At 42.0% G+C, this 13710-nt stretch carries 13 protein-coding genes; 7 read left to right on the forward strand and 6 right to left on the reverse strand.

What is annotated here, in order from left to right; all coding sequences use genetic code 11:
* Nucleotides 1-22: 22 nt before the first annotated feature.
* The 7 genes from def to CJF29_RS09345 all read left to right on the forward strand — a co-directional run bounded on the left by def (nucleotide 23) and on the right by CJF29_RS09345 (nucleotide 7242).
* A complete protein-coding gene (gene def, locus CJF29_RS09315; protein WP_074559540.1) occupies nucleotides 23-577 on the forward strand; it encodes a peptide deformylase in 555 nt (184 codons plus the stop codon).
* A gap of 76 nt (nucleotides 578-653) precedes the next feature.
* Entirely contained in the window at nucleotides 654-2684 is a 2031-nt protein-coding gene (locus tag CJF29_RS09320; RefSeq protein WP_099147258.1) for a tetratricopeptide repeat protein, read from the forward strand.
* 82 nt (nucleotides 2685-2766) lie between these two features.
* On the forward strand, nucleotides 2767-4707 hold the full coding sequence (gene thrS, locus CJF29_RS09325; RefSeq protein ID WP_004297531.1) for a threonine--tRNA ligase: 1941 nt from the start codon (nucleotides 2767-2769) through the stop codon (nucleotides 4705-4707).
* A 72-nt stretch (nucleotides 4708-4779) separates the two neighbouring features.
* The gene (infC, locus tag CJF29_RS09330) at nucleotides 4780-5391 is read left to right on the forward strand and encodes a translation initiation factor IF-3 (RefSeq protein ID WP_074559543.1); all 612 of its coding nucleotides are present in this window, start codon (nucleotides 4780-4782) and stop codon (nucleotides 5389-5391) included.
* Nucleotides 5392-5460: 69 nt separating this feature from the next.
* The gene (gene rpmI, locus CJF29_RS09335; RefSeq protein WP_004297539.1) at nucleotides 5461-5658 is read left to right on the forward strand and encodes a 50S ribosomal protein L35; all 198 of its coding nucleotides are present in this window, start codon (nucleotides 5461-5463) and stop codon (nucleotides 5656-5658) included.
* Nucleotides 5659-5756: 98 nt separating this feature from the next.
* The gene (gene rplT, locus CJF29_RS09340) at nucleotides 5757-6107 is read left to right on the forward strand and encodes a 50S ribosomal protein L20 (RefSeq protein WP_004297540.1); all 351 of its coding nucleotides are present in this window, start codon (nucleotides 5757-5759) and stop codon (nucleotides 6105-6107) included.
* 358 nt (nucleotides 6108-6465) lie between these two features.
* Nucleotides 6466-7242: an EFR1 family ferrodoxin gene (locus tag CJF29_RS09345; protein WP_099147259.1), complete on the forward strand. Its 777-nt coding sequence runs from the start codon at nucleotides 6466-6468 to the stop codon at nucleotides 7240-7242.
* Here the strand turns inward: CJF29_RS09345 and xpt are convergent.
* From xpt to CJF29_RS09375, 6 genes are all read right to left on the reverse strand, one after another.
* The gene (gene xpt / locus CJF29_RS09350) at nucleotides 7229-7801 is read right to left on the reverse strand and encodes a xanthine phosphoribosyltransferase (RefSeq protein ID WP_004307242.1); all 573 of its coding nucleotides are present in this window, start codon (nucleotides 7799-7801) and stop codon (nucleotides 7229-7231) included. The genes CJF29_RS09345 and xpt overlap by 14 nt on opposite strands.
* Nucleotides 7802-7890: 89 nt before the next feature.
* Complete coding sequence (locus tag CJF29_RS09355; protein ID WP_004297543.1) at nucleotides 7891-9198, reverse strand: phenylacetate--CoA ligase; 1308 nt, start codon at nucleotides 9196-9198, stop codon at nucleotides 7891-7893.
* 14 nt (nucleotides 9199-9212) lie between these two features.
* Entirely contained in the window at nucleotides 9213-9794 is a 582-nt protein-coding gene (locus CJF29_RS09360) for an indolepyruvate oxidoreductase subunit beta (protein ID WP_004297544.1), read from the reverse strand.
* 3 nt (nucleotides 9795-9797) lie between these two features.
* On the reverse strand, nucleotides 9798-11390 hold the full coding sequence (locus CJF29_RS09365) for a thiamine pyrophosphate-dependent enzyme (protein WP_004297545.1): 1593 nt from the start codon (nucleotides 11388-11390) through the stop codon (nucleotides 9798-9800).
* Nucleotides 11391-11473: 83 nt separating this feature from the next.
* Entirely contained in the window at nucleotides 11474-12511 is a 1038-nt protein-coding gene (mltG, locus tag CJF29_RS09370) for an endolytic transglycosylase MltG (protein ID WP_074559550.1), read from the reverse strand.
* 301 nt (nucleotides 12512-12812) lie between these two features.
* Nucleotides 12813-13691, reverse strand: coding sequence for a DNA/RNA non-specific endonuclease (locus CJF29_RS09375; RefSeq protein WP_074559552.1), 879 nt, complete (start codon nucleotides 13689-13691; stop codon nucleotides 12813-12815).
* Nucleotides 13692-13710: the final 19 nt, after the last annotated feature.

Here is a 13710-nt window from a genome sequence, read left to right on the forward strand (position 1 = left end):
TTTTTTAGTAGAGTATAAAAATATGATTTTACCTATTTATGTATATGGTCAACCTGTATTGAGAAAGGTTGCAGAGGACATAACACCGGATTATCCGAATCTGAAAGAGTTGATTGAGAACATGTTCGAAACAATGGTGCATGCTGATGGCGTAGGACTGGCTGCTCCGCAGATTGGTTTGCCTATTCGCGTGGTCACGATTACATTGGATCCGCTTTCGGAGGAATATCCTGAATTTAAAGACTTCAATAAGGCTTATATCAATCCCCACATATTGGAAGTTGGGGGGGAAGAAGTGAATATGGAAGAGGGATGCTTAAGCCTTCCCGGTATTCACGAAACAGTGAAAAGAGGTAATAAAATTCGCGTGAAATATATGGACGAGAATTTTGTGGAGCATGAGGAAGAGGTGGAAGGTTATCTGGCTCGGGTGATGCAACATGAGTTCGATCATTTGGATGGTAAGATGTTCATCGACCATATCTCACCGCTTCGTAAGCAGATGATTAAAGGAAAGCTGAATACGATGTTGAAGGGAAAAGCACGCAGTTCATATAAGATGAAACAGGTGAAATAAAGATAAAAAACGTTTATATCCCTGTTAAGTAAGCGAAAAGCATTATTTTTGCTTCGTTTACAAGCATAAAATATCAATGGTAAAAAGAATCTTAACAGTTTTATTACTGTTCCCAACGCTGGTGTGTGCTCAAATAAATACGGATCGGGTGATGACTATTGCCCGAAATGCTCTTTATTTTGAGGACTATGTGCTTTCTATTCAGTACTTTAACCAGGTCATTAACGCTAAGCCTTATCTGTATGAACCTTATTTCTTCAGGGCATTGGCCAAACTGAATCTGGAGGATTTTCAGGGTGCTGAAGCAGACTGTGATGCAGCTATCCAGCGTAATCCATTTGTGGTGGGTGCTTATCAGATTCGTGGTTTGGCAAGGATTCGTCAGAATAAATTTGATGGAGCGATTGAGGATTATAAGAAAGCGTTGCATTATGATCCGGAGAATATTACCTTATGGCATAACCTGACATTATCTCATATCCAGAAGAAGGATTATGATGCTGCAAAAGAGGACTTGGAAAGTTTGTTGAAGGTGTCTCCACGTTATACCCGTGCTTATTTGATGAGGGGGGAGGTGTCTTTGCAACAGAAAGATACAATTGCTGCCTTGAATGACTTCAATAAGGCGCTTGAACTGGATAAATATGATCCGGATGCTTGGGCTGCAAGAGCGATTGTTAAATTACAACAGGCTAAGTATGCGGAAGCGGAAGCGGATTTCAACCGTGCTATTCCGTTGAGTGCTAAGAATGCAGGAAATTATATAAACCGTGCATTGGCACGTTTTCATCAGAATAATTTAAGAGGTGCCATGAGCGATTATGATCTGGCATTGGATATTGACCCGAATAACTTTATCGGTCATTATAATCGCGGATTGTTACGTGCACAGGTAGGAGATGATAACCGGGCTATCGAAGACTTCGACTTTGTTATCAAGATGGAGCCGGATAATATGATGGCTGTCTTTAATCGTGGTTTGCTTCGTGCGCAAACGGGTGATTATCGCGGAGCTATACAAGATTACACAACTGTTATCAATCAGTATCCGAACTTCCTGGCTGGATATTATCAACGTTCGGAAGCTCGCAGAAAGATTGGAGATAAGAAGGGTGCGGAGCAGGATGAATTTAAAGTCATGAAGGCGCAGATTGACAAGCAGAACGGTGTGACGAATAAAGATGTAGCACAGAACAAGGATAAGGAAAACGAAGATGAAAGCGGAGAGAAGACCCGTAAAAAATCGGATAAGAATATGAATAACTATCGTAAGATAGTGATTGCGGATGATTCTGAAGCCGAACAACGCTATACAAGTGATTATCGGGGTCGTGTGCAGGATAAGAACGTAAATATAACGCTGGAACCGATGTTCGCTTTGACTTATTATGAGAAGATGAGTGACGTGAAGCGTTCGGTGAACTTCCACAAATATATTGAAGACTTGAACCGTACGGGTATACTTCCGAAACGTCTTCGTATCACAAATATGGAAGCTCCGTTGACGGAAGAACAGGTGAAGGTGCATTTTGCCTTGATTGATACACACACATCGGCGATTGTGGAAGATGACAAGAATGCTTCGAAACGTTTTGCCCGTGCGATTGATTTTTATCTGGTGCAGGATTTCTCGAGTGCGGTTTCCGATTTGACCCAGACGATCTTGCTGGATGGTGATTTCTTCCCGGCATATTTTATGCGTGCACTGATCCGTTGTAAACAGTTGGAATATCAGAAGGCTGAACAAGCTGTCGAAACAGATGTTGTTCCGGGTGATAATAAGCGTAAAGAGATTACTGCGGTAGATTATGAAGTGGTCAGAAAAGACTTGGATAAGGTGATTAATCTGGCTCCGGACTTTGTGTACGCATATTATAATCGTGCTAATGTTTCTGCCATGTTGAAAGATTACCGTGCCGCAATTATCGACTACGATAAGGCGATCGAGCTAAATCCTGATTTTGCGGATGCTTATTTCAACCGTGGACTGACTCATATTTTCTTAGGAAATAATAAGCTGGGTATTTCAGATTTGAGTAAAGCCGGTGAGTTGGGGATTGTTTCTGCTTATAATGTTATCAAACGTTTTACAGATCAATCGGAATAACATTTTTTTGATAAAAAATAGAAAACTCAAAAGATTTAGTTACTTTTGCGTTCAAATTGTGAAAATATAACATCATCATATTATGATAAAGATAACATTTCCCGATGGCTCCGTTCGTGAGTATAACGAAGGAGTGAACGGTTTACAGATTGCTGAAAGTATCAGCTCGCGTCTGGCACAGGAAGTGCTGGCATGTGGCGTGAACGGCGAGACTTATGATTTAGGACGTCCTATTAATGAAGATGCTAATTTTGTTCTTTATAAATGGGATGATGAAGAAGGTAAGCATGCATTCTGGCATACAAGTGCACACTTGTTGGCGGAAGCTTTGCAGGAACTTTATCCGGGTATCCAGTTTGGTATCGGACCGGCTATTGAAAACGGATTCTACTATGATGTGGATCCGGGTGAAGCGGTAATTAAAGAAAGCGACCTTCCTGCCATTGAAGCTAAAATGTTGGAACTGGCTGCAAAGAAAGAAGACGTAGTCAGAAAAAGCATCGCAAAAACGGATGCTCTGAAAATGTTTGGTGACCGTGGCGAAACATATAAATGTGAATTGATTTCTGAACTGGAAGACGGACACATTACGACTTATACCCAGGGTGCATTTACTGACCTTTGTCGTGGTCCTCACTTGATGACGACTGCTCCGATCAAGGCTATTAAGTTGACTTCAGTGGCTGGTGCTTATTGGCGTGGTCATGAAGATCGTAAGATGCTGACTCGTATTTATGGTATCACGTTCCCGAAGAAGAAAATGCTGGATGAATATCTGGTGTTATTGGAAGAAGCGAAGAAGCGTGACCATCGTAAGATTGGTAAGGAGATGCAGTTGTTTATGTTCTCCGAAACTGTAGGTAAGGGACTTCCTATGTGGTTGCCGAAAGGTACTGCATTGCGTCTGCGTCTGCAGGAGTTCTTACGTCGTATCCAGACACGTTACGATTATCAGGAGGTGATTACTCCGCCAATCGGTAATAAGTTGCTGTATGTGACTTCGGGCCACTATGCAAAATATGGCAAGGATGCCTTCCAACCTATCCATACTCCGGAAGAGGGGGAAGAGTATTTCTTGAAACCAATGAACTGTCCTCACCACTGTGAGATTTACAAGAACTTCCCACGTTCTTATAAAGACCTTCCGTTGCGTATCGCTGAATTTGGTACGGTTTGTCGTTATGAACAAAGTGGAGAGTTACATGGTTTAACTCGTGTTCGTAGCTTTACGCAGGATGATGCGCATATCTTCTGTCGTCCGGAGCAGGTGAAAGATGAGTTCCTTCGTGTGATGGATATTATATCTATTGTGTTCCGTTCTATGGATTTCCAGAATTTTGAAGCACAGATATCTTTGCGTGATAAGGTGAACCGTGAAAAGTATATTGGTAGCGATGATAACTGGGAAAAAGCGGAACAGGCTATTATCGAGGCTTGTGCGGAGAAGGGCTTGCCTGCTAAGATTGAGTATGGAGAAGCTGCTTTTTATGGTCCTAAGCTCGACTTTATGGTGAAAGACGCTATTGGTCGTCGTTGGCAGCTGGGTACTATCCAGGTTGACTATAACTTGCCGGAACGCTTTGAACTTGAATATATGGGTTCTGATAATCAGAAGCATCGTCCGGTGATGATTCACCGTGCTCCGTTCGGATCAATGGAACGTTTTGTTGCTGTATTGATTGAGCATACTGCCGGTAAGTTCCCATTGTGGCTGACACCGGAACAGGTAGTTATTCTGCCGATCAGTGAGAAGTTCAATGAATATGCAGAACAGGTGAAGATGTATCTGAAAATACACGAAATCCGTGCGATTGTAGATGATCGTAACGAGAAGATCGGCCGCAAGATTCGTGATAATGAAATGAAGCGCATTCCTTATATGCTGATTGTCGGTGAAAAAGAGGCGGAAAATGGTGAAGTTTCTGTTCGTAGACAAGGCGAAGGTGACAAAGGAACCATGAAATTTGAAGAATTTGCTAAAATTTTGAACGAAGAAGTTCAGAATATGATAAATAAATGGTAACTTTGCAGCCGTTTCAGAATAAAATATTTAGTATAACAATAAAAAGATCAAACCAGGAAGTAAACGTTTTTAATGAAGAATGACACTCTAAAAGGGCAATACAGAATCAATGAACAGATTCGTGCCAAGGAAGTTCGCATAGTAAGCGATGATATTGAACCGAAAGTATATCCAATCTTTCAGGCTCTGAAAATGGCTGAAGAAAAAGAATTGGATTTAGTGGAAATTTCTCCTAATGCTCAACCCCCTGTTTGTCGTATTATTGATTATTCTAAATTTCTTTATCAATTAAAGAAACGTCAGAAGGAACAGAAAGCGAAGCAGGTGAAGGTTAATATGAAGGAGATTCGTTTTGGTCCCCAGACAGATGACCATGATTACAACTTTAAGTTGAAGCATGCTAAAGGATTCTTGGAAGACGGTGATAAGGTGAAGGCTTATGTATTTTTTAAAGGTCGTTCTATCCTTTTTAAGGAACAAGGTGAAGTATTGTTGCTTCGTTTTGCGAATGATTTGGAAGACTATGCTAAAGTAGATCAGATGCCGATACTGGAAGGTAAGCGTATGACTATACAGCTTTCTCCGAAGAAGAAAGAAGCTCCTAAAAAGCCTGCAACAGCCGGAGCACCGAAACCTGCTGCTCCTGCACAAAAAGCAGAGAAGCCGGAAACGAGCGAAGAATAAGAAAAGGATGCGTAACGCGCAGGTATAGTGCGTTGCCATTATATATTTAATAATTTAAAAACAAGTAAGATGCCAAAGATGAAGACTAACTCCGGTTCTAAAAAAAGGTTTACCCTTACCGGAACAGGTAAAATCAAAAGAAAGCACGCTTTTCACAGTCACATTTTGACTAAGAAATCCAAGAAGAGAAAAAGAAATCTGTGCTACTCTACAACTGTTGATACAACAAATGTAAGCCAGGTTAAGGAACTCTTAGCAATGAAGTAATCAAAAGCGTAAAAGTATTATTAAAGTATTAACCGAATGCATTAGCCTGAAGTTCGCTGCGTGAAGTAGCGGCGCTAACATTCAAAAAAAGTAAAACTATGCCAAGATCAGTAAATCATGTTGCTTCAAAAGCAAGAAGAAAGAAAATTTTGAAATTGACCAGAGGTTACTTTGGTGCAAGAAAGAATGTATGGACCGTAGCTAAAAACACTTGGGAAAAGGGTTTGACTTACGCGTTCCGTGACCGTAGAAATAAGAAAAGAAACTTCCGCGCTCTTTGGATACAACGTATCAACGCTGCTGCACGTCTTGAAGGAATGTCTTATTCTAAATTGATGGGCGGTCTGCACAAAGCCGGTATTGAAATAAACCGTAAGGTTTTGGCTGATTTAGCTATGAATCACCCGGAAGCTTTCAAAGCTGTAGTTGCTAAGGCTAAAGCTGCTTAAGCATCAATAGTTTACGAGTTACAAAGTGTCAGTTACTAAGCCAGTAACTGACACTTTTCTTTTGTTAGGCGGATAAAAGGGAGTGAAAAAAATGTTAGTAGGTAAACAAATTCCTTTTTTTTCTTGTTAGTCTCATAGATTCTTATTACATTTGTGATACAAAAATATTAGCCGTATCGACTGGATCGGGAAACTCTTCAAATTAATCTGATGCACCGAGAAAGCTTCGTTCTTCAATGGCGGGCCACATCCTTCGGGACAGCTTTAAGCCGGTGGATTACAAAGAGGGCGAGCGCTCAAATCTTGTTCTATCAGAGTTTCATCACATCGTCGATGCGGCTTTTTTATATACTTTTCTATGATATTTTATTTCTCCGGTACAGGTAATTCTAAGTGGATTGCAAATCAGCTTTCCAAAGAGCAAAAAGAAGAGTTGGTTTTTATTCCTGATGCGCTAAAGAATGGAGCATTGGAGTTTAGTTTGCAGGCAGATGAAAAGATCGGCTTTGTATTTCCTATCTATTCGTGGGGACCTCCTGAAATAGTATTGAACTTTGTTCGACAGCTCTCTTTAAGGGGGTATAAAAGACAATATTTATTTTTTGTTTGTTCCTGTGGTGATGATACCGGGCTTACCCAGCAAGTGCTGGCGAAGGCATTGAAGAATAAAGGTTGGGAATGTCACGCTGGTTTTTCGGTGACTATGCCTAATAATTATGTCTTGCTTCCCGGTTTTGACGTGGATAATAAAGAGTTGGAAGAGAAAAAACTAGCGGAGGCTGTTTCGACTGTCAGTAAAATAAATGCTTTGATAAGTAAGAGGGAAGAGATGTTTCTCTGTCATGAAGGGAGTATGCCTTTTATCAAGACGAGGATTATAAATCCGTTGTTTAATCGTTTTCAGATGTCTCCCAAGCATTTTTATGCTACCGATGCTTGTATTGGGTGCAAGCGTTGTGAGAAGATTTGTCCGGTGGAGAATGTTAAAGTTGTGGACGGAAGGCCTGTTTGGGGAATGGATTGCACCTCATGCCTGGCATGTTATCATGTTTGTCCGCAGCATGCGGTGCAATATGGAAAAAGGACGAAAGATAAGGGGCAGTATTTCAACCCCAATCAATCTACTCGTCTTTGATTTTAATACAGCAGTTGGATAAGTCTTCAATGATGGCCAGACTTTCTACTCTGACACCTTGTTCCTCGAGCATTTTACGGCCATTCTGAAAGGCTTTTTCAATAATGAAGCCCATTCCTACCAGATTTGCTCCGGATTGCTTGACGAGGTCGATAATGCCCAATGCGGCATTTCCGTATGCGAGAAAGTCATCCACGAAAAGAACATTGTCGTTCGGGGTGAGGAAATCTGCACTGATAACGACTTCATAATCACGGTCTTTGGTGAATGAGTGCACGGTGGTGCTTAGTGCATTCTGGATGGTTTTAGGAGACTTTTTCTTTGCAAATACAACTGGTAAATCCATCAGGTAGCCTGTCATGATAGCAGGGGCGATGCCGCTGGCTTCGATCGTCATAATCTTATTTACGTTTGTGGCTGCAAAACGGCGTACAAACTCAACTCCGATTGATTTCATCAGGACAGGGTCCATTTGATGATTAATAAAACCGTCTACTTTCAGGATACCTCCTTCGTAGCACTTTCCGTCTTGCAGAATTCTTTTTTTAAGTAATTGCATGCTGTATGATATTAATTAAATAATGTGCTAATATTCCATTCCGCATGGTGAACAGCGGTTGGTATATTAGCACATGGAAATTTGAATTGTTACTTGTTGTCTCTTAAGTCTTTTACTCGGACGGCTTTTCCTTCGCTTTGCGGGAGAGAGCCTTTTTTTACCAGTTTAACTTTGGGAGTCACCAATATTTCATCCTTTAATTGGCGGGTTATATCCTTGCGGATCTTCTCCAGTTCAATATAATTGTCAGTGGAAAGGTCGCTTAATTCTACTTCGACGATCATCTCGTCTTGGTTGTTGACTGTTTCCAGTGTAATCAGGTAATTGCTGCCTAATTCGGGAAATTGTACGAGTATCTTTTCTACTTGCATCGGGAAGATATTTACTCCCTTGATAATGAACATATCATCACTGCGTCCCTTGATACGGTCGATACGGATATGCGTGCGGCCGCAGGGGCATTTCCCCGGAAGAATACGGGTTAAGTCGCGGGTGCGATAGCGGATTAACGGCATCATCTCACGGTCGAGAGTTGTAAGCACTAATTCTCCGATTTCTCCTTCCTGAACGGGTTCTCCTGTTTCAGGATCGATAATTTCTACCAGATAACAGTCTTCCCAGAAGTGCATTCCGTTTTGTTCCTGACATTCGAAAGCAACGCCGGGGCCGTTCATTTCTGTCATACCGAAGCTGTTGTATGCTTTTACGCCCAGCATCTTTTCTATTTTCCGGCGTTGTTCGTCGGTGTGAGGTTCAGCACCGATAACCAGCGTTTTCAGTGTGGTTCCTTTGGGATCAAGTCCTTCTTCCTGAAAGACTTCGGCAAGGCGGATGGCATAGCTGGGGATAGCATGTAAAGCGGTAGTCTTAAAGTCGTTGATGAATTTAATCTGTCGTTTACTGTTTCCGGCTGCAGCGGGAACTGTCAGGCAGCCCAGGCGTTCTGCACCGTATTGGAAACCCAGCCCTCCTGTAAACATACCGTATCCGGAGCTGTTTTGGAAGACGTCGGTCTTGCGTATTCCTACTGCGTATAGGCAACGGGCTACCAGGTTGGCCCAGGAGTCGAGATCGTGCTGTGAGTGAACAATAACTGTCGGGTTTCCGGTAGTACCACTGGAAGAGTGAATACGTACACCATCATTGCTCATATCACCTGCTACCAGCCCGAAAGGATAGTGGGCACGCATATCGGCTTTGGTAGTAAAGGGCAATTTGCGGATATCGTCTAATGATTGTATGCTATCTGCTGTGATGCCATGTTTGCTGAAAACTTCTTTGTAATATGGGGAGTTTGCAGCTATATTGATTGTTTTCTTAAGCCGTCGAAGTTGTAATTCCTGCAACTTCTCCCGGCTCATGGTTTCTAGTTCTTCTTCCCAATATTGTGTATTCATGATAATGTCTGTTATTACATTAGCTTTTCTGCAATTTCCTTGCCGGCGGCCAATGCTTTAAGATTCATTTCTACAATTGCTTCTCCCTTGCGCAGGAAGATTTCACGGATGCTGTCTTGTACTTTTTCGTAGTCGATGTCAAGGAATGGAATGGTTGCTCCCAGTAAGACTATGTTGGCAACGCGGGCGGAGCCTACTTCTTTGGCTACTTTGTCTACGTTCAACACAATTTTGTGAGGCAGCTTATTGATTTCTGCCATTACTTTGTCTGCTTCCGGATAATTGGGGATATTGACAAACGGAGTTTCGTTAGTCACTAACCAACCGTTAGGGCTAAGATAAGGGAGGTAGCGCAATCCTTCCATGGGTTCCAATGAAATGATAAGGTCGCATTTACCTGATGGGATCAAGTCTGAAGCAATCGGCTGGTCGCTGATACGGAGGTTGGATTGAACATCTCCTCCGCGTTGGCTCATTCCGTGCACTTCTGCTTGTTTCATATATAATCCTTCTTTCAAGGCAGCTTTGCCGATCACTGTAGCAATAGACAGAATTCCCTGTCCACCGACTCCTGATAATATAATGTCTTTCTTCATGGCTTACTTACTTCTTTTTTTGCGTGCTAATGTCTGGATACACTCTCTACGTGGAATAATGACAGATACACCACGGTATTCGATCTCTTCGCGAATGATTTGCTTCATCTCCTCATAGTTTTTCTTCAGCGGAGTAACGACACGGATATGAGCCGGATCTACTCCGATACCTGCACAGATCGCTTCGATACGTCCGGTTCCGGCAGAGTCCTGTCCACCTGTCATGGCAGTAGTTTCATTGTCGGAGATGACGATGGTTACACTGGCATTCTCGTTCACACAATCTAGTAGTCCGGTCATTCCGGAATGAGTGAATGTGGAGTCTCCGATGACAGCTACAGCCGGGAAAAGACCTCCGTCAGCCGCACCTTTCGCCATCGTGATGGAGGCACCCATGTCTACACATGAGTTGATTGCATTGAAAGGAGCATTCGCACCTAGCGTGTAACAGCCGATGTCACTGAATACTTTATGAGATGGGTATTCTTCTTTCAGAACTTCGGTCAATGTGATATACATATCGCGATGTCCGCAACCTTCGCAAAGTGCAGGCGGACGCATTTCTACGACAGAAGGAATGCCGAATTCCGATTTATTCTCTTTGCCTACGGCGCGGGCTACAGAGTCCGGATTTAATTCTCCATCCTGTGACAGAGTGCCGTCCAAGCGTCCTTTTACTTTAACGCCGATGCCCAGATAACCTTTCAATTGTTTTTCTACAAAGGGTTGTCCGTCTTCCAGAACGAGGATTTCGTCACAGGATTCAATCAATTGATGTAATTGCTTTTTAGGCAATGGATACTGGCCGATTTTAAGTACCGGATATTCGCAACCTTCAGGATAGTTTTCCATCAGATAGTTGTAGCCGATACCACAAGCGATAATTCCTAACTTTTTGTTAGGACCATCTGTATATTTATTATAAGGTGATTCTTCCGAAGCTTTGATAAACTCGTCTTGGCGCGCAAGTAATACTTTGTAGCGTTTACGGGCATTTCCTGGTAACAAGATGAACTGACGAGGATCTTCGCTGAAAGAGATGCCATTCTGTGGTTTTTGTGCTTTGCGTTCTACTCCAGAGCGGGAGTGTGCAAGGCGGGTTACCATACGCATCAAGATAGGTTCGCCCAATTTTTCAGAGAATTCGAAACCACTGTATACCATATCATACGCTTCCTGCTGATTGCTGGGTTCGTACATGGGAATCAGTGAGAAATCTCCGTAGAAACGGCTGTCTTGTTCGTTCTGCGAAGAGTGCATACTGGGGTCGTCTGCTGCTATCACGATCAATCCGCCTTTCACGCCTGTGATGGCAGAGTTGACAAAACAGTCGGCAGCTACATTCATACCTACGTGCTTCATACAAACTAATGCCCGTTTACCAACGAATGACATACCCAACGCAGCTTCCATCGCTGTTTTTTCATTGGCACACCAACGGTTGTGTATATTCTGTTCGGTCGTTATTGGGGCCATTTGAATATATTCCGTAATTTCAGTTGAAGGAGTACCAGGATAGGCATAAACACCTGAAAGTCCGGCATCCAGTGCAGCTTGTGCAATGGCTTCATCGCCAAGTAAGAGTTGCTTGCTCATATATATTTCTTTTATTTAGTGTTGATCACAGTTTGTTAATCTATCGGGCAAAGATAGGCTTTTCCGTTCGTTTTATCACAAATTTACTTGAAAATCTTTCTTTCATTCAGGGCTTTCCAGTATTTTCTTGCATTTGCCATGTGGTCGGCATAATTGGATGCAAAGTTGTGAGTTCCGGAAAAATCTTCTTTAGCACACATGTAGATATAGTTATGTTTGGTATAGTTCAATACGCTGTCTATTCCCTTTTTAGAAGGGATACGGATGGGGCCTGGAGGCAGACCGGTATTTATATAGGTGTTATAGGGGGAATTGACTTTTAAATTTTCGTTGGTGATTCGGCGCAGACCGAAATCCTGTAGTGCAAATTTGATGGTAGGATCTGCCTGCAAAGGCATATCTTGATGTAAACGGTTGATATACAATCCGGCTACCATTGGCTTTTCTTCATTGTTGTTGGTTTCTTCTTCAACGATGGAAGCAAGAGTGCTGACTTCTTCCGGTGTCATGCCGATGGCGGTGGCTTGTGCCAGACGTTCTTTGTTCCAGAAGCGTTCGTGCTCATTCTTCATTCGTTTAAAGAAGTCGTCTACGCTCATGTCCCAATATACCTGATAGGTTTCAGGTATGAAAAGGCTGGGGAGTGTTATGGTTGTGTATCCCATTTGAGCCTGGAAAGTAGAGTCGAATAACTGGCTGGCGATTTCGGCAGAGTCTATCATGAGTTGTTTTCCAATACTTCGTGCTAACCGGTCTAATGTCCGGACACTTCCTATAGTAAGGTTGATCGCTTCCTGATAGCCTCTGGAAAAGCGACTATATACGTGATAGACATTGTCATTGGGGCGAATGGCATAACGTCCGGTATGGATATTCTGATCGAAATCTTTGTATTTTGCCATCCACTGGAAACCGGTGAACTTATTGACATGCCCGTTTTTTTGTATTTTATGATAGATAGAGTCGGCTGTATCATCGCGGTCTACATAAATATATACGGTTTTAGATGGATGAAATTGAGGAGCAAACAGATAGTAATAAAAGGTGCCTCCGGCAATTGCACAAAGGAGGAATGCTCCGATTAGAATTGATAGTAGAATATTTCTCTTTTTTCTCTTCATCTTTTGAGGTATATTTAAAAAGTTCGTCAAAGATAAAAAGAATTTGGATAGGTGTAATCCCTTTCTATAATGAATCGTTGAAAAGAGGATGAATTACTCCGGACTTTTCTAATATTTAAAGATTGAATGTGCTGATTGTATTAGGTTGTATTGCGATTATTAATTCGTTCTACAATTGTTTTTCTTTCGTTCCACAGCTGTAGAACTGAAAGATAACAACTGTGGAACTAAAGGATGACAGCTGTGGAACGAATAAGCATTTGTATGTAGATAAGTTAGTCTTAGTGAAGCGAGTTGTTAATTAGTTCGGCCAGAGGGAATAATTTGCATTTGCTTCTATTTTGTTTTCTATCTCATCGGGTAAAGGTGCGAAGAAATCCATATTAGTCAGGCTCTCGATGCTATCCACTGTGACTACATATGAAGATAGAGGTTCTATTGCCTGCTCATTGTTGAATAAGAAGCCGATAGCCCGTATCGGTTTGGCAAAAGGAGATAGGACTACTTTGAAAAACCGTTGAGGTACTACGACCTTATTTTTCCCAATCGTTTTAGGCTGTTTTTCAATAATAGGGCCACATATAATAATGATGGCGCTGTCTGCTATAGCCCAATCCCGGATCTTTTCTTCCAGGTTTTTCCATCCTCTTCTGTTTAGTTGTGGATGTTGCGGACACATATTGCTGAAATAAAATGATTCTTTCATGGCTTCAGGACTCCATTTCATATCTGCTGCGGGAGCCATGTGTCCTTTGTCGTATCCTGAACGGGTATAGTCGGCATTTGTGGCAATCGGACCTGTCACTAGTGGATCGGCAATAAAGCGATTACCTCTTTTTTCTTTTCCTTTGGTTTCTTCCCTGGTTAATTCGTAAGAAACCCAGTTGGGAATTTTTAAATCTTTGTTATATGATACCGTATATCCGCTATGGCGGATGATTTGTTCTTGCCGGGGAACTAGTGATACAGGTGTCTCCAGATCTTTGCCAAGTGGAATTTGAAGGGAGACATCGGTTTGAGGTTCATTATTATTCTGGGTATTAATCTGTTGGCAATATAAATAGACGCCAAAAAGAATAGGAATGAGCACAATGATGGCGATGATACATCCTAATCTGTTATTGGAATGTGATTTCTTTTTGAATAGCTTTCTGTTTTTACCTTTTTTACTTCGATTCATTGGTTAGCTAGTAATGGCG

The sequence above is a fragment of the Bacteroides celer genome, assembly GCF_002632415.2.
In the GTDB taxonomy this organism is placed as follows: domain Bacteria; phylum Bacteroidota; class Bacteroidia; order Bacteroidales; family Bacteroidaceae; genus Bacteroides.